15 protein-coding genes and 1 pseudogene are annotated in these 16,474 nt (G+C 57.6%); 4 read left to right on the forward strand and 12 right to left on the reverse strand.

Translation table 11 applies throughout. From position 1 onward, the window contains the following. The first annotated feature begins 74 nt into the window (after window positions 1-74). On the forward strand, window positions 75-809 hold the full coding sequence (locus tag QMZ18_RS08170) for a DUF3047 domain-containing protein (RefSeq protein ID WP_282605788.1): 735 nt from the start codon (window positions 75-77) through the stop codon (window positions 807-809). A 71-nt stretch (window positions 810-880) separates the two neighbouring features. Here the strand turns inward: QMZ18_RS08170 and QMZ18_RS08175 are convergent, their stop codons facing one another. The 5 genes from QMZ18_RS08175 to QMZ18_RS08195 form a co-directional block, all read right to left on the reverse strand. Continuing rightward, window positions 881-1,348: a GNAT family N-acetyltransferase gene (locus tag QMZ18_RS08175; RefSeq protein ID WP_282605789.1), complete on the reverse strand. Its 468-nt coding sequence runs from the start codon at window positions 1,346-1,348 to the stop codon at window positions 881-883. 161 nt (window positions 1,349-1,509) lie between these two features. Further along, window positions 1,510-2,568, reverse strand: a complete 1,059-nt coding sequence (locus QMZ18_RS08180; RefSeq protein ID WP_282605790.1) for an extracellular solute-binding protein — start codon at window positions 2,566-2,568, stop codon at window positions 1,510-1,512. Continuing rightward, window positions 2,555-4,288 carry a chloride channel protein gene (locus QMZ18_RS08185; protein WP_282605791.1) on the reverse strand — a complete coding sequence of 578 codons (1,734 nt, stop codon included), beginning with the start codon at window positions 4,286-4,288 and terminating at the stop codon, window positions 2,555-2,557. The genes QMZ18_RS08180 and QMZ18_RS08185 overlap by 14 nt, the downstream gene beginning before the upstream one ends. Before the next feature lie 219 nt (window positions 4,289-4,507). Continuing rightward, window positions 4,508-6,202 carry a hypothetical protein gene (locus QMZ18_RS08190; protein ID WP_282605792.1) on the reverse strand — a complete coding sequence of 565 codons (1,695 nt, stop codon included), beginning with the start codon at window positions 6,200-6,202 and terminating at the stop codon, window positions 4,508-4,510. Between the two features lie 369 nt (window positions 6,203-6,571). Further along, the gene (locus QMZ18_RS08195) at window positions 6,572-8,407 is read right to left on the reverse strand and encodes a BCCT family transporter (protein WP_282605793.1); all 1,836 of its coding nucleotides are present in this window, start codon (window positions 8,405-8,407) and stop codon (window positions 6,572-6,574) included. Window positions 8,408-8,542: 135 nt separating this feature from the next. Here QMZ18_RS08195 and QMZ18_RS08200 point away from each other — a divergent pair, with 135 nt between their 5' ends. Further along, complete coding sequence (locus QMZ18_RS08200; protein WP_282605794.1) at window positions 8,543-9,337, forward strand: helix-turn-helix transcriptional regulator; 795 nt, start codon at window positions 8,543-8,545, stop codon at window positions 9,335-9,337. Window positions 9,338-9,675: 338 nt separating this feature from the next. Here the strand turns inward: QMZ18_RS08200 and QMZ18_RS08205 are convergent, their stop codons facing one another. From QMZ18_RS08205 to QMZ18_RS08220, 4 genes are all read right to left on the reverse strand, one after another. Further along, on the reverse strand, window positions 9,676-10,524 hold the full coding sequence (locus QMZ18_RS08205) for an enoyl-CoA hydratase/isomerase family protein (protein ID WP_282605795.1): 849 nt from the start codon (window positions 10,522-10,524) through the stop codon (window positions 9,676-9,678). Between the two features lie 89 nt (window positions 10,525-10,613). Then, window positions 10,614-11,402 (reverse strand): SDR family NAD(P)-dependent oxidoreductase, encoded by a 789-nt coding sequence (locus tag QMZ18_RS08210; protein WP_282605796.1) that lies wholly within the window; start codon window positions 11,400-11,402, stop codon window positions 10,614-10,616. A 12-nt stretch (window positions 11,403-11,414) separates the two neighbouring features. After that, window positions 11,415-12,380, reverse strand: coding sequence for a TIGR03571 family LLM class oxidoreductase (locus QMZ18_RS08215; protein WP_282605797.1), 966 nt, complete (start codon window positions 12,378-12,380; stop codon window positions 11,415-11,417). A 6-nt stretch (window positions 12,381-12,386) separates the two neighbouring features. Further along, on the reverse strand, window positions 12,387-13,163 hold the full coding sequence (locus QMZ18_RS08220; protein WP_282605798.1) for a CmcJ/NvfI family oxidoreductase: 777 nt from the start codon (window positions 13,161-13,163) through the stop codon (window positions 12,387-12,389). 108 nt (window positions 13,164-13,271) lie between these two features. Here QMZ18_RS08220 and QMZ18_RS08225 point away from each other — a divergent pair, with 108 nt between their 5' ends. Next, window positions 13,272-14,183 (forward strand): LysR family transcriptional regulator, encoded by a 912-nt coding sequence (locus QMZ18_RS08225; RefSeq protein ID WP_282605799.1) that lies wholly within the window; start codon window positions 13,272-13,274, stop codon window positions 14,181-14,183. A gap of 250 nt (window positions 14,184-14,433) precedes the next feature. On the opposite strand, the gene QMZ18_RS08230 is transcribed toward QMZ18_RS08225, so the two are convergent. From QMZ18_RS08230 to QMZ18_RS37030, 3 genes and pseudogenes are all read right to left on the reverse strand, one after another. Next, window positions 14,434-14,778, reverse strand: coding sequence for an antibiotic biosynthesis monooxygenase (locus tag QMZ18_RS08230; protein WP_282605800.1), 345 nt, complete (start codon window positions 14,776-14,778; stop codon window positions 14,434-14,436). Then, complete coding sequence (locus tag QMZ18_RS08235; protein ID WP_282605801.1) at window positions 14,775-15,101, reverse strand: hypothetical protein; 327 nt, start codon at window positions 15,099-15,101, stop codon at window positions 14,775-14,777. The genes QMZ18_RS08230 and QMZ18_RS08235 overlap by 4 nt, the downstream gene beginning before the upstream one ends. Window positions 15,102-15,251: 150 nt before the next feature. Next, window positions 15,252-15,407 (reverse strand): annotated as a pseudogene (locus QMZ18_RS37030) (antibiotic biosynthesis monooxygenase); the annotation flags it as partial. Here QMZ18_RS37030 and QMZ18_RS08240 point away from each other — a divergent pair. Continuing rightward, entirely contained in the window at window positions 15,345-16,292 is a 948-nt protein-coding gene (locus QMZ18_RS08240; protein ID WP_282605802.1) for a FadR/GntR family transcriptional regulator, read from the forward strand. The pseudogene QMZ18_RS37030 and the gene QMZ18_RS08240 overlap by 63 nt on opposite strands. Window positions 16,293-16,474 lie beyond the last annotated feature (182 nt).

Here is a 16,474-nt window from a genome sequence, read left to right on the forward strand (position 1 = left end):
CACAGGCACACCTTACCAAGAAGATGGATCGCGCGGTGTTCTGGTATACCCTGGCGAATAGAGGACGGGCGGATATGTTTGTGAAACCGACAGGTAAAACAGCGTTTTTCGGGAGCCTGGCGGTCGTTGCCTTCGGCGGTTTGGCATTTGCCGCCTATTCGATTTTGTCCGATCCTTTCGATACCGGCAAACCACTCACTGCGCCGGCAGAAAACGCCTCTCAAATCCTGCTCGTTGATGGTGATTTTCAGATAGACCCACTTGCCGATGGATGGGCCCACCGCACCTTTTTCGGCGTCACCCCAACCAGTTATTCCATCGAGACAGTCGAAGAACGCCGCGTCTTGCAGTGCAAGACCAATAACAGCGGGTCGATTCTTGCGCGGCACACTCGCATTGACGTTAGCGCCTTTCCAATCCTGAGCTGGGCCTGGAAAGTCGTGCGCCCCATCGAAAAAAACATAGATGAAAACACCAAAGAAGGCGACGACCATCCAGCACGGTTTTTTCTAAAGTTTGAAGATGATGGCGGTAAAGCTCGCGCCGCCGAGATCATTTGGAGCAATAAAAAATACGCACCTGGTGAATTCAAGATTATTGGCGACTTCTATCATTATGTGGCCAACGGCCTGCCCGGGAACACGGGAGTTTGGCACGATCAGCGCGTTGACCTATTGCAGCTGTATAAAGACATTGGCGGACAGGAAGCGGCGCCGCATCTGACGGTTTTGGGATTCTTTTGCGATAGTGATAACACCGGTGGTGAAAGCCTCGCTTATTTTGACAAAATCACTCTATCAAGCAGGTAATGCACAGGCTTGCTGCTTGAAGGCCAGATAACGCCGGTGCGGGAGAACGCGGCCTCTCAACGACAAGCTTTTCAGGTTGTTTGCGAAGTGAATGCGACAGAGGTCCAGTCCATGCCGTTTACCGTGAGCTGGTGTATTTCCTGATCAGATACCGGGATTGTCGCAGGCCAGAAGCCAGCCGCAGGCACGTTGCCGTCAAACCACGTTATCTCCCATTCGCCCGCATGCATATCCAGGATTGAACCGAACGCTGCCCGCCCCACCCCTTTTCTTTGATATGGCCGAAGCACACAGAATTCTGCCATGTACCAACAAGGGCTTCTTTCCCTTATCGTGCAATGCCTTGTGACCAGAGCGAAGCCCGCGATTTCGCCGTTGAGATGGAAGAGATACGGGTGCTCCCAGCATTCTTCCAGAATGTCATGTTCATAATGCCCAGTGGCATTGACCGATGTCCCGAAATGAAGGGCCATGTCGTAGAGATACAATTGGATGAGGTTTCCGAAGAGGGGTTTCTCGGACGCATCCGCAGCGATCACTTTCAAGTTTTCCGGCTCAGGCCTCCTAGACATGGAATATCCGATCAAAAGTCGAAGTTCGCGAAACTAGCGAGATGCCGTTCTGCGAACAATAGGCGTGAGGGCGGTCTATCGATTGGCACCATTGAAGACGCCCCGGTCAGTGGGGACCCGAGCCCGGGTTAGTTTGTCTCATCGAGCCAGGCTCGGAACCGGCGCGTTCGCAGCTGTTCGGTATTCGCGTACCAACCGCTATCCTGAATAAGTGACCTGCCGCCATGCTGGGGCGCGTTTGGCAGATAGGCGCGCATCGGCACACCCGTGTCGGGGTTGAGTCCGATCCTGTCGAATGCGGAACGCCGGGTCGGACCATAGGGAATGTGCGTGGCGAGACGCGCCATGCTGGAGGGCTGCGCCGCATGAGTCAGGAAGGCGCGCGCCGCATCCGGTGCATCGGACGACGCGGCGATGGCCCAGACCTCTATCCCGATAATGCGACCATCCCAGACAATATCGATGGGCGCGCGGCCGCGCTGCGCCATATCGAAGAAGCGGCCATTGTAACCGGCCGCCATGACGGCACGGCCCTCGGCCAGCATTTCGGCAGGTTCGGCCGGATCCTGCCACCAAAGGATATCGTCACGGATACTATCAAGCCGCCGAAAGGCCAGCTTGAGGCCGCGATCGGTGCTGAGCAGTCCGTAAACCTGTTCGGGCGGCACGCCTTCGGCCATCAATGCCCATTCGAGGATGCCGTCAGGGCTGCGCTGAATTGCGCGCGGGCCTGGGAAGCGGGCAATGTCGAAGAAATCCTCGATGCGAGTGGGTTTCACCCCCGGGAAAGCACGGTCGCTAAATGCCATGACCCGTGCATAGGCATTTTGCGGCACGGCGCAGCGGTCGGGGCCGAACGGAGTGAAATCCGCCAACGCGTCGGGCGTGAAAAGCGAATTTGGCTGGAGTTCGAGCAGCAGACCGCGCGCGCAGGCGACACGCGCTTGATCGTCCAGCATGTCGATCACATCCCAGCCTTCGTTGGGGCCACGCTCGGCCAGGGCGGCCCAGGTTCCGTCGTACTGTATGACTTGAACCTCCATGCCGGTCTGGTCTGCGAAGGGGCTGATGACGGCCTGTTGTTGCGCCGCCTCGTAAGCACCGCCCCATGACACGACAGTAAGATCTTCTGCCGCAGCCGGTGCGGCAAAGAGTGACGAGAAAAGGAGTAGTTCAGACAGACGCATTTTCTTCTTTCCGCAAGCGGCCCGCTTCATCCAGCCAGACCGAGACCAAATCGGCCTCGGACACCGCACCGAGATATTGACCGCCTTCACGCGACACGACCGGGACGGCGTCGCCGACAAATCCGCGCAGGCTTTGCATCGCCTCGGCCAGGTCGGTGCCGTCGTCGAATACCAGCTTGGCAGGAACAACGCTTTGATCCACACGGGTGACGCCTTGATGGGGGCCGGATGTGAACACGCCCAGAAGCTTACTCTCCAGGTCGAGAACGAACGCCTCCCGCCACCCCCGCTCTTCAAGGCGTTTGGCTACGACTTCCGGGGCTTCCTCTGCGGTTGCGGTCACAGCCTCCGCCTTGAGGTAATCGACAACCTTCAAGGCCGTGAGATGCGCATGATCGCGGCCCAGCGAGAAATCAATGCCGCGCCTGGCGAGTTGTACGTCAAACAGTGACCGTCCGAATATCCGATGCGAAACGAAGTTGGAAAAGACCACCGCGACCATGGCGGCAATGGTCACATCGTAGTTCCGTGTCAGTTCGAACACGATCAGTATGCAGGTCAAAGGCGCCCCGATGACGGCACTGGCGAAGGCCATCATGCCGCTGATCGCATAGATCGCTGCGCCTGAACTGGGGACGCCTGCCACCCCAGAGGCCAGCGTCCAGAAAAACACGCCGATCAGACTGCCGATCAGGAGCGACGGGCTGAACGCGCCCCCTGAAAAGCCTGCTCCGATACAGACAGCGGTCAGCATGATCTTGGCGATGATGAGGACAATCACTTCGCCCAATCCAAAGGCGCCGTCGATCGTGGCAAAGCGAAGTGTCGAGGTTCCGATACCGAGCACATCCGGCAAAGCCAATGCTGTCAGGCCGACCGCCAGACCCGCCGACGCCGTGCGCAGCTCGGGCCGCTTGATCGTAGCTGCGAACGCGGGCCCGACAGCAAGCAGAAGCCGCATGAATGCAATGGCAGCCACTGCCACAAGAAGGCCAAGGAGGGCGACGAGGGCGAACTCGTAACCATGCGCTACGCCCGGAAACTCGATGCGGAAAAGGGCGGGACGTTCGAAAACCACATTCGCGATAACGTAACCTGTCACGGATGCGACTGTCACCGGCGCAAAGGCACGGGTCGCATAGTGGCGCAAGACCACTTCATGCGCGAAAAGAACACCGGCTATTGGGGCATTGAAGGCCGTCGAGATCGCCGCGGCCACGCCGCAACTGACCGCAATGCTGGCAAGGTTCGGCACACCCAGTTGCAGCCGATGTGCAAAATTTCCGAAGAGAGCACCGAGATAGACCATCGGTCCGTACTGCCCCACCGACGCACCGGCGCCAAGCGAGAGTGCGGCGGTCCCAGTCGAGATCAGTCCGCTACGAAGATCCGGAAGTGGCCTGTGGAACTGAACCGCCTCGATAACGTCCGGCGGGCCGAGCGGCCGCCCGGCAGGTGACAGATGCCGATGGATCAGCCCCACGATCAGCCCGCCCAGAGTTGGAACGAGAACCGTTGCAAGGGCCACCAGCCACGGCATGCTTTCCCATTGCACGCGCGATTTGGGCGCGACCAGAAATGCGCTGTTGAGAATCGAAACCAGTTCTAAAAGTGCGATAGCGGCCAGTGATGCCGCACTCCCTACAACGAGCGCAATGCCGGTCAGAACAAGCATGCGCACAAAGGGAGGAGCTGATTTGCTTTGCGTTCTCGGGGGCATCTACGAGATCATCGGCGTTATTCCTCGGTTACGCAATAACCCAGGTTCGTGCGGTAAATGCGGATCGGATTGAATCAGCAGTGCAGCACAAACCGGTCGTCCGAGAGACAGCCGAACGGAACGACCGAACGCGGGCAGCTCGAAAAACGGCTGCTATCTCGCTGGCACCCTGACGTTGTGTTTGTGCCGCCAGAGGATATCGTCATGACGGGGACACCTCTATGGGTGGAACCAAAAGGCGCTATCGGCAAACTTTTCGGCGTTCCACCATCCGGTTGTACCGGCACTGTAGTTGAAGTTCCGCGATCCTGCCTGGCTTTGCAGCGGCGCCGTGACTTCCGAGAGCCTGTTACGCCGGGCGGCATGTTTATCTGTCTCGGGCACCACTATCGAGACATGGCCAGACCGGCCCTCGTTCTTACGCCGGGCAATGATCAAGGCAACAGCACCCTGGTTCGCGTTGTCCTGCACATCCGTCAGCGACGATGCACGCCGCCAGCCGAACGAGGCGCCGTGATCATCCAGCCACCGGAAGATGTCATTGGCCCGCATCTCTCGCAGCGTCGAGCCATAGCGGGGTTTGACCTTCTCCCCCTTTGCAATCTCGATCACCGCACGCTCCGTCCACCAGACACGTGGCAGATAGACGCCCGCCAAAGCGCAGTAATCGTGTGCATAGATATTGCAGAACGTGGTGTTCGAGCGGGGTTGGTACCGCTTGTGCGAGGCCTTCTGCGGATTGAGGTAGGAAATGATTTGCGCCAGATCTTTGCGCAACTCCTCGGGCGTGCCGCCCGTCCGCGACGGCATCCCCGATTCCCTGACCGTAAACGCATTCGCGGACTGCGTCCGCTTGGTGACGGAACTGGCCTTGCGCGGCACATGCGCCTCCGGGATGTCCCCGGTCGCCAGGGGCGGCGGCGCGACGACAGCCGCACTGGAGGTCTTCTTCAGGTGCTTGGCGGAACTGAAGCCGCGGAAGACATTGCCGTTGAGTTCGGCTTCGATCTCGATGAAGCCGTTGACGGACTTGCCGGTGAAGGCGCGGACCGGGTGATCATCAGGCAGATGGGCGACAATGTTCTTGGTCGTCGGACTGCTGATCTTGGCCTCGCTGCGCATCCGCAGATGGCTTGTCTGGTTCACATCGACCTTCATCTTCGGACCGGTCGCGATCTTTTGCGCTGGCGGATTGACGACCGCATTTCCGTTACCTGTCGGCGCGCCAAGGGAAGAACCGTCGGGGTTCGGGATCGACCGGGCGATGGCAATGTAGTCGCGAATGTGCTCGCCGTAAAACTTGGACCCATCGAAATGGCCCTGCTTTAATCCCCGCGAGGACCGATACCGCCCGGTGTTATAGGTTATGGCGATCGTCGTGAACTCCAGATCGGTGATCGAGGAGCGATTGTGTAGTTTGCGTTTCCGGGCCGACGATGTCAGCTCTTCCATCGCCTTACCCAATGACTGCTTGAAATTCTCGTAGCGCTTGTTGAGGAAATAACCCGGATCGACCTTGAAGAACTGCAAGTCGTACTGAAACACGCCGTAGCCGTGGCAAAACTTGTTCTTTCGATTCTTGGCAAACCCATATCCCGGCACATGCTGGGACATTGCCAGCAACGCCGCCCGGGCAATATCGAACATCTTATCCCCGTCCTTGACGGCAACCAGATGAGCCTTCGTCTTGGGGAACGCACTTCTGTTCGGCGCATCCAACGTATCGCCGCAACATAGCCGGACGATCTCGCTCTTGCGCAGCCCCTTCTTTCGCATCGGCGACCACAGGCTTCCGGTTTCTTGCGTCGCAATAGCGATCAGCATGTCTGGATCGAAGATCGTATTCTTCGTCGCTGCGGCAATTTCGTTGTAAAATGTTTTCTTGAACCATTGAATATCGGACTTGCTGGCCATGTCGTTTACCCCAGGAAAAATTCGCCGAACGTCAAGTTTACCATAACCGCCGCTGCCCGCGGCGAAGAGTTCGTTTCCGGCCAATCAATCGCAATTACCCACCCGCTTTGAAACGGGTCTGACAGGAATGGTGTACCCTATTTCGGGATAAGGGGTGACGCTGGCGAGGCGTTCTCGGTCGGATCGAACGGGGTTTCGACTTCCTTGGCGAGCATTTCAAGCGCAGAGGGTTAAGAGCAGCCAAAGCCGCGGTTAGGAGTTTCGCCCGCCACGCGGCCCGGTTTTATGAGTGGCCCGGTTTTATGAGCGGCGCGGTTTTATCAAGGGAGGTGAAGCAGGCCACCTCCCTTTTGAAATGACGAAGGCGCTTTAATCGATCGGCGACGCGCTAGGTGCAGGGATTAAATCACGGTACTTGTCACGCAAGTGATCGCGATACAGTGCTTTTCCCAACGCAATCATCATCAGTCCCAAAATCATGGCAAACGGCAAAGCGCCGATGATCATCGCGTTTCTTATCGCCTCCATCGGATTGTTTTCACCGGCTGCGAGCAACAGCGTGCCAAGCACGGCAGTCAGAATGACGCCCCAGACGATACGGTGCTTAATGCCCGTTTCCTGGTCTCCGCCGGACATGATCGTATTCATCACAAGAATACCGGAGTCAGCCGAGGTAACCAGGAAGGTCAGAACCAGGACAACGCACATCACATACAGCGCGGACAACAGTCCGCCGTCCAAAATGTATGCCAAGGTGACGAAAAGCTTGTTGGTGTTAGACGCGCCGATGATCGCGCCTTCAGCAACACCACTGAGTTCCAGATCAATCGCCGTGGCCCCGAGGATCGTCATCCAGGCAAAGCAAACCAGCGATGGCGCAATAACACACCCAATGACAAACTCTCGAATTGTGCGCCCTTTTGAAATCCGGGCAAGAAACAGCCCGACGAAAGGTGCGTAAGCGACCATCCATGCCCAATAGAATGTTGTCCATCCCGCCTGCCATGCGAACTGCCGGCCCTCATTGCCGGCCTCATAAGCCGCTGTAAGAGTCGCTTCATCGAGCGCCGCGGCATCACCGCTCAGCCCGGATACAAATCCTTCATAGCTCCCCCAGGCGTTGGTCGCTCCACCAATAAGATCCCCCGCCAGAGGCTGCGCAGCCAGTGGCAGTGCAGCGGTGAAATCAGCCTCGTTCAGTGGGAAATAAGCGTTAAAGGACAGTGATATGAAGTGCAGAATATAGTCGGCCAGAGCGACTCCGTATGTTGTCATTGCAAAGAAAAACGAGCCGAATATCACAAAAACCAACAACAGAACCATCGACAGAACCAGGTTGAGGTTTGACAAGTACTTAACCCCACGGCCCACACCCGACACGGCAGAGATGATTGACAGGGCCATGATCAGTATCAAACCTGCAATCAAGCCTGCAGCGCTGGGTGTTGGTGCCTCACCACCAAGATTCATAATCCATTCAACGTTGGTGATCGCGTACACGCCGTTGAGAAACTGGCTGACACCAAATCCGATGGTCACGGAGACCGCAAGAATCGTCGCCACGACGCCAAGCGTGTCGATTACATGTCCAAAGAGACCATTTGCATGCCGCCCGATGAGCGGTGTCAGAGCACTTCTCAGCGTCAAGGGCATCCCGCGTGTGTATGAACAATACGCCATCGCCAAACCTGCGATGACAAACACGCCCCATGTGTGAAAGCCGTAATGTGCAAAGGTAAATATATAGGCGGGCCGGATGGCCTCTTTGGAATTTGCGTCGACGTTCTGGGCCAGGACTTCAGGATTCGACGCCCACAGCCCCAAGGGTTCGGCGGTGGCGAAGACCATTAGTCCCACACCCAAACCTGCGCCGAACATCATTGCGAACCAGGAGAAATTCGAAAATTCCGGTTTTTCCCCCGGCCGCCCCATCACGCGCCCTCCCGTTGAGGGGATAACTGCAATGGCAATCAGGAAGACTGCGAAACATCCAAAGAGGACGATGTAAAAGGCGTTAAAGCTCTCGAGAAGCTCCCATTTGAAACTGTCTAGAATGCTGTTCGCGGATTTCGGCCAGAGCAGTGCCCAAAGCACCAGAACGACCATGATGCATTTGCTGCCCAGCGCAATCGGAAGGCTGTAATTTTCGTAAAACCCGGCCGGCGCCTTCTTGATTACGACATCAGTAAAAGGTGGCTTTATCATCTGTTCCCCCATCCACAGCAATGTGTTCAATGATGAGAGTCACCACAAACCGCCACCTCCTCATATTTCTCAGCTTTGCACACTTGTAACCATTTGTACGCGGGTTAGTATAAACATGCGAAATGCGGAGGGGTTATGTCGGAAAGTTTTTCGAATAATTTGCGAAGTCTGTGCTCTGAACGGGTCAGCATCGCACAGGTCTGCAGGGAAATCGGATTCAACCGTCAGCAATTTAACCGTTATCTCAACGGTGGCGGTATGCCGTCGGCCCATAATCTGCGCCGAATTTCTCAGTACTTTGGGGTGAGCGTAGAAACACTCGTTGCAGATAAAAATCAGTTTTCTGCTGAAATGGACAACCTGGAATTCGACGATTCCAGGCGAACGCGTCATTCCCTGGATTACGTTTTCGAAGGCCAAGCCCGGCATTTGCGGAGATACCTCGGGTTCTTCCATGGGCATTTTCGGACTCCCACCTGGGGAGAAAACATCATCCGAACCTTGGTATGGCTGCGGGAAGACAAAGGCAAAGTTCTCAGCCATACCTTCGAACGCGCTTACAGCGAGGACGGAAGCGTCCGGCAAAAAACGCGGCTTTTAGGACAGGTCGCATATCAGGGAAACCGAATTTATCTTATTGAAAACGCGAATAGCGAAGATGGCTTTATCTCCAGCACAATCATGTTTCCCGCCCATCGGCAGCAGATAAATCTGCTCCAGGGACTGACCATGGGTGTCGCAACACGCCCGCGCCTTACGCCCTACGCATCGCCAATTATCTGGAAAAGGATTCCAGAGCGGATTTCAGCACGCCGAAGCCTCGAACAAACGGGGATCTTTCCTAAAACCAGCACGGCCGTGGATCCTGTCATTCGCAATCGCTTAATCGAACTGGCTTACCCGAATGAGTTTGTTGCCCAGATCGGATGAGCTGCCACTTGCCTGCCGGGGGTGGAGACACTTGCAACGCTGCGCAGGCGGTGACAGTGGCGGTGCCGGTCGTCATTCCGGGCTTTGTTTTTTTTCAGTACGTTTCGAAGAAGCCGTTACCTGATCCCAGTGCAGCATCGCGTTTTCCTGGGCTAACCCGGTAAATAACCTCAACCTAGGGCCGGCAGTGCGGACAAATCCGGCATTTACTTTCAGGGACCGAGTTTCTGGAGGCTGCGCGCAACCAGACTTTCAGGATGCTGCACGAGGGTTGGAAGCCTGAGAGAAAGCGGGTGCGCTAGGCAGACAGGCGTGAGCCCGCTTTCCCCGAATTCTTGTTAGTTGCTGATTTCCTGAACCTTCATGACCAGCTCATTCCAGTTGCGTTGATTTTCGATGTCATGTTCCAGACCCTGCTCATCGGCGATCGTGAAGCGCTTGATGGCTGGGGTTTTGCTGGTGGCCTGATAGAGCCAGTAGGCCTCCGCTTTCAACGCCTCATCGATGGGCTTGTCGATGGACTCGTAGACCATCTGTTTGCAGGCGTTGATGGACTCGGCGGGGAACTGGGCGATCCGTTGGGCCAGTGCATCAACGTAGGAACCGATTTCGTCCGGTTCCAGAGCTTTATTGATCGTGCCCATGCGCTCGGCATCGTCGGCGTCGTAGTCCTGCGCGCTCAGGATGATCTCGAGCGCGCGGCCGAGGCCGGTTTGACGCGCCATGCGTGAGGCGCCGCCGCCGCAGGGTAGGATGCCCATGCCCACTTCCATTTGCATGAACTTGAACTTGCCCCGCGCGGCAAAGCGCATGTCGAGGGCCAGTGCCAGTTCGTGCCCACCGCCGCGTGCAAAGCCTTCGAGCTTGGCGATGGTCGCCTGCGGCACTTTGCTGAGGCGTTCGCACACCGATTGCAGGTCGAGCAGCCGCGCATCTTGGCGCGATACGGCTTGGGTGGACATGTCCTTGAGCAGTTCGGTGTCGTAGTGGCAGACCCAGATCTCGGGATTGGCGGATTGGAAAACGACGACCTTGGTGTCGCGGTCCCGTTCCAGGCGCATGGCAAGGCTGTTGAGGTCGGCCAGCATCTCCTGGCCCTGTACGTTTACGGATCCGAAATTGAAGGTCACCGTCGCGATGGCGTTTTCGACCGTCACATCGAAGGTTTGGAAGTTCTCGTATTTCATCGGGCAGTTCTTTCTTGGGCCTCGGAATCACGGATGAGAGGCGTTGGGGTTAAGCGGTTTGGGTTTGCGGAGGCAGAGCGCCGCGGGGGTCAGCCGTGCTGGCGCACTAAGGTCTTGATCGTCTCAACAACCTCCGCTGCAGGTGCGGCATTAAGAGCGGCGGAATGTGGGTTTGCGAAGGTTCCGCTGTCATTGTCGAAAAAGGCGCCGGACGCATCCGCAAACCGGGGGCCGAGCGCGGCTTCGATCAGGATGTCGGCGCCGATGCTCAGGTCGTTGCCCGCCACGCCAAAGCCTTCTTTCACCATCTTGGACGCAAGCAGCGATCCGGGATTCACAGCGATCATGGCGGGACCGTCCGGGAGCGCCTTGGCCCATTCACGGGTCCAGATCGTGATGGCGAGCTTGCTTTGCGCGTAGGCATCCATATCGGACAGGTGCCCTTTGCCCAGCATCGCATTCAGGTTCACCGGCGCTTGTGCCGCGGAGGACAGGTTCACCACACGGCCATCCTTCGGGATGATCGGCAACAGCAGGTCCGTGAGCAGGTATGGCGCGAGCGTGTTGACGACAAAGCGGATATCGAGCCCGCTTTCGAGCACCGGCCGGGGGGTTTTCAACACGCCGGCATTGTTGATCAGCACGTCCAGCCTGTCGTATCTGGCGCAGATCTCCGAGGCGAGCGATTTCACCGCTGACAGGTCGGACAGATCCGCGTTGAACGCCTCGACGGTGCCGCCGATATCTGCAGCGGCGGTCTCCAGCTTTTCCGCGCTGCGGCCGTGCAGCAGAATGCGATGCCCGGCAGCGGCAAGCTGTTTTGCGGTGAGCAGGCCGATCCCGTCGGTGGAGCCTGTGATGAGGATGGTCTTGGTCATATGATCGGTCCTTTAGGCAAAGTCGGGCAGCAGATCATCCGCCAGCCGCTTGAGCGTGGTGTCGATTGAGGTTTGATTGAAACGGAGGTTGAGGGCGACGTGGTTCACGCCCAGCGTTTCGATCTCGCGCAGGTAGCGGCGCAGGAATCCACTGCCGGATTGAAAGCCCAGATGGATGGGCTGCGCGGTCGCCTCTGCGTCGTCGAGCAGGTCGGCATAGAGCGACTGCATCACCGGCTTGCCCGGCTGGCCCGAAGCCACAAGCCGTGCGCGGTAGTCAGCGATCACGCGCCCCTGAGAGGCAGCGTCCCGTGGGTAGGTCATCCAGCCATCCCCGTTCTGCGCAACCCAATCGGGCGCTTGCTGGCTCCCACCTGTGATCAACAGAGGCAGACGTTCCCCCGTGGGTTTTGGCAAAAGATCGATACCGCCCGACAAGCTGCCCTGCGCGCTTTGGTGGAGCGGATATGGCGCGCCAACCGCCCGGATGTACTCCACGCTGTCGCGGAACCGCGCGCCGCGATCCGGGTAGCTCTGCGCCATCGCCGGATATTCCTCGGGCCGGTCCCCCGACGCCACACCCATCAGCAGCCGTCCGCCCGACAGCACATCCGCCGTCGCAGCAGCCTTGGCCACGTGCGCCGGATGTCGCAAGGGCAGGATGATGCTGGCCGTGCCAAGCGCAATGCGTTCCGTCACGCAGGCAAGCGCACCCAGATAGACGAAGGGATCAAAAATCTGCCCGGCATCGCCGAAACTTGGCACGTTAAAAGGCACATCCCGCAGCCAGAGCGCGGAAAACCCCAGATGCTCGGCCAGTCGTGCAGCCTTGAGATGGCCCTTCATCGTGGGTTCCGCTCCGACCACGTAAGCCTCAAGCGGCAGCACCAGCCCCAGGCTCAGCCGGCCCGGCTGAAAGACCCGATTGTAGGCCGTGTTGAGCCGGGGAAAGCTAGCAGTCTGCGTGTTGTCCAGCATGGTCGGTCAGTACCGCACCAAAGTGCGGCTCTCGATACTCTTGCGAATCACCGTCACGCTCGGGTCCTCGACCATATCCAGCGCACTATGCGCGATCGAAGGCAGACCGCGATTATCGTAGATGTTGAAGAGCACCACCTCATCCGGTGTCATCTTGGATTGGTACAGCCATTCGTGATGGGGATTACCCGCAAGCCCCATGATCTGGCCCTTGCGATCCGGATAGATCAGATCGAGCAGGATCCAGTCCGCGGGATCAACGCTCGACGGGCGCACAAAGCCAAGAGGCGCGCTGTTGATCCTATGCTCGACAGGCCGCCATACATTGATGAAGGCGTAATGTCCGTCTCTCCACTCCGCTGCCCTGTCAGTGCCCAGAAGATCAACAAGGCGCTGCTTCGCCCCGTCTTCACTGTAGTCGCTGTGCACATTGCGCGCCGGTTTCCGCGTGGCATCCGGGTTATCCACGCGCACTGTATGGTCAAAGACGACGACCTCGCGTGCACCCAGCCTGTCCGTCAGAAGCTGCGTGAGTTCATGGTCATAGGTCTCACTCCTGCCTTCCCCGGAAAAGTCCTCAACCGCACTCCAGACGGTGGCAAACTCCACGGCGTCTGTCGCGAAGCGCACCCGATCCACGGACGACCGTATATCGGTCAACTGCACCTGTGTCGGAGCGAGTTCCGGCGAAATCAGATTGCCGACGATACCGCCTGCGTCGAGCTCAAAGGCTTGCCGTTCGTCTTTATGGACATGGTAGTTGACCGTGGCGGTGCGTGCCATCGAAGCACTCTCCTGTGATCTGTGCCTTCCGCTGCCCATGGATATGACTTCTGGCCAAAAGTGAATAAACAGCCTAATTTCGTATTCATAATTCGGAGAATGAATATAATGAGTGTTGACACTGACGGGTTACGCCTGTTCATTCTGGCTGCCGAGTTGCTGAACATCAGCGCAGCCGGGCGCCGGTTGGCTATGGCCCCGGCCGTGTCCAGCGCGAAACTTGCCAAGCTCGAACACAGCGTGGGCGCAGAGCTCTTGCATCGCACAACACGCAAAGTTTCGCTCTCCGTGGAAGGGGCCGACTTCCTGCCCTTCGCGCGCGAGATGATCGCCCAGGAAGAGGCGGCATTCGCCGCTCTGGGCAAAGGATCGGCCCATGTCAGTGGAACGCTGCGATTTACCGCGCCCAGCACCTTTGCACAGCTCTATATCGCACCGATCCTGCCGAATTTCCTGGACCGGCACCCGGATCTCACGCTGGACCTGCGATTGTCCGACGTACAGTTCGACCTGATCGAAGGCAGCTATGACCTCGCCCTGCGAAACGCGCCGCTGCTCGATACCAGTCTGAAAGGGCGCAAGCTGGCAGATGACAAGCGCATCCTGTGCGCCGCCCCCGCCTACCTTGACGCGCATGGCACACCCGAAACACCGTCCGATCTGACCGGTCACAAACTCATCGCCTTTCAACACCTTGGCCCGCGGCCACTGAAAACCGCGCAAGGCGCTGTCGCGGCATTCGACCCCGGGGCGGCGAAGAGCCAGTTGATTATGGATGACGGGCTGAGCCAGAAGCGTGCGACCCTGGCCGGCGCGGGCATCTCTTTGAATGCGCTGTGGAGTATTCAGGAAGAACTTGCATCGGGACAGCTCAAACGCGTCCTGCCCGAATACGAAGGAGCCGAGGACAACGTCCTGTGGCTCATCTACCCCAAATCCAACGTACTGTCGCCCAAGGTCCGGGTGTTCATCGACTTCCTGATCACCGAGATCGGGAAGAGCCCGCGATGGGAACTCTAGCGCGTCACGAGATCACGTGACACCGCAACACCGGACGTTCGCTGCACCCTGACGAACGACCGATTCTGGCCGACTCCGGGCCTTCTTTCACTGCCTCAGAGATCGGAGTCTTCGCGACCGCCGCGACGGGCAGGAGTTGACCCGAAGCGGCCAGTCGGTTGAAGCTAGGCGGAGGATTTCCCGGCCTGCATGGAAACTCTTACGATTGGAATCTCATCACCTTTTGCTAAAGCTTGCCGCCGATCACGGTTCAAGCGTGAGCATCGATGCTGTCGGTTGGTGCTTGAGACCGGTCCTTCATGCTGTAGTCACGGGATATGTCGGCAACACGCATTCGATAGTTGTCAAACACCGACTTGCGGCTGCCCTGTTGAATACGCCGGTGTTCCGCGACGTTTCGCCAAGCTGTCACGGCTGCCTCGTCCCGCCAATAGGACAGTGCAACGAACTTTCCGGGCTCGACCACGCTTTCAAAGCGCTCGATGGAGATGAAGCCATCGAAACCCTCGACGAGGGCCATCATGCTTTGACCCATATCCAGATAGGTTTGCCCCTTGTCAGGTTTGGGCCACGATTCGAAAATCACGACGATCATGACGAGTATCCTTTCAGCGTCGAATTGATGGCTGGAAAATACTGGGGCGCCTCGGTGCGCTCGAACATCCCATAATCCCGCGAAACCAGCGTCAGCATGGCACTTGTGACGGAAGGATTTTCCATAGCTGTCGCGAGGGCAACCTTGCCGTGATCTAATGAACTCGCGTCTTCGACCGAGAGATAGCTGCCGTCAACGGTCACGCTTTGAAATGCCTCGCCGTTCGCTTCGACTGGTTTACCTTTTGAAGCGACGATTGTGAGATATCTCGGCTCGGTCGATTCCACATCGGCATAGGCACCTTCGGTGGTCCACGTTTCCACTTCCGCATCCGGTCGTGCCATCGTCAGGACATGTGATATCCGAAGGCGATAGTCTTTAAAATGAGTGTTCCGGCCAGCCGATTGTGAGCCGTGATGCTTCGGATCACTCCGCCACTTCGCGAGGGAAGCTTCGTCCCTCCAATGTGAGTGGGATAGGATCACGTTTGGTCGAGAGAGAGACTTGAAGCGCTCAATGAACAGGAGCCCCTTATGCTCCTGGAGTAGAGGTCGCAACTTGTCCGCGTGCCTGAAATAATGGGCTTCATGCCCGGCTCGGGGTTCCAGCTCAAAAAGCAGAGCGTGCATATCCTGACCTCTTTGAGTGCTCCACAGAGTGATCCTGCAACGACCGAGAGAACAGCTTCCATGCTCACGGCCAGTTGTGTCCGGAACATGAGTTCGTGTTATATTGGTCTACAAATTGGTCTGATTGAAGGCAAAGAGATGAAATCATCAAGTGCGCTCATTCAGCTCCGTAGCTTACTCGACAGTGACGAGGTGGCCATTGGAGAAAAGCTGCCCACAGAACGGGAGTTGGCACGGCGCTTATGCTGTAGTCGGGAAACCGTTCGTCGTGCGCTATCGACGCTCGAAGGCGAGAACAAGCTCTGGCGACACGTAGGTCAAGGCACGTTCCGTGGACCCAGGCCTGGTAGTGCACCACTTCGAGAGAACTTCCTGGTTCACGCAACTTCGGTCGAAGAGTTTGTGACGGCCCGATACTTGATCGAGCCGGTCGTTGCGGGAGAAGCTGCAAGGCGTGCAACAAAGGCAGATGTGAAGAGACTGAATGAATGCGTCGCAGCGGGTCGGGTCGGTCGTGATCGGTTCGAGTGTCAGAAGGCAGACGATGTATTCCATCGTACAATTGCAGAGGTGGCAAAAAACGCGGTGCTTTTTTCGATTCTGAACTTCCTATCCGACGCTCGGCGGCGTTCGACATGGCAGACACAATGGGATCGGACATACCGCCACCTAGGCATCGAAATGTTCAAACAGCAGCACAGCGATCAGCACCAACGTATCGTTGCCGCCATCGCAGGGAGAAATCCGGAGGGCGCGAACGACGCAATGCAATCGCACCTGAGTACGATTATTGCAGCCCTTCAGGCAGCGCCCGGTTCTCCTCAGTTCTCGGAGCTTGGTCAGGAAACCAGACGTTCGCTGCACCCTGACGAAAGAGCAGAATGAGCTCCTTCCGGACCTTCGCTGCAATCAGAACGAACGACCGCTCCAGACCCTACCGACCGCTTGTTCCATCCCTGAATCCTTCCCTGTTTCCTGTACCCCCCTGCTCAAAGCGCAACGCCGCCACAAGTCAACGATACTGCGGGTTACAGCGAATTCGTAGCCGCCACACAATTGGGTTTGTG

The sequence above is a fragment of the Pelagibius sp. Alg239-R121 genome (assembly GCF_947331435.1).
Lineage (GTDB): Bacteria > Pseudomonadota > Alphaproteobacteria > Kiloniellales > Kiloniellaceae > Denitrobaculum.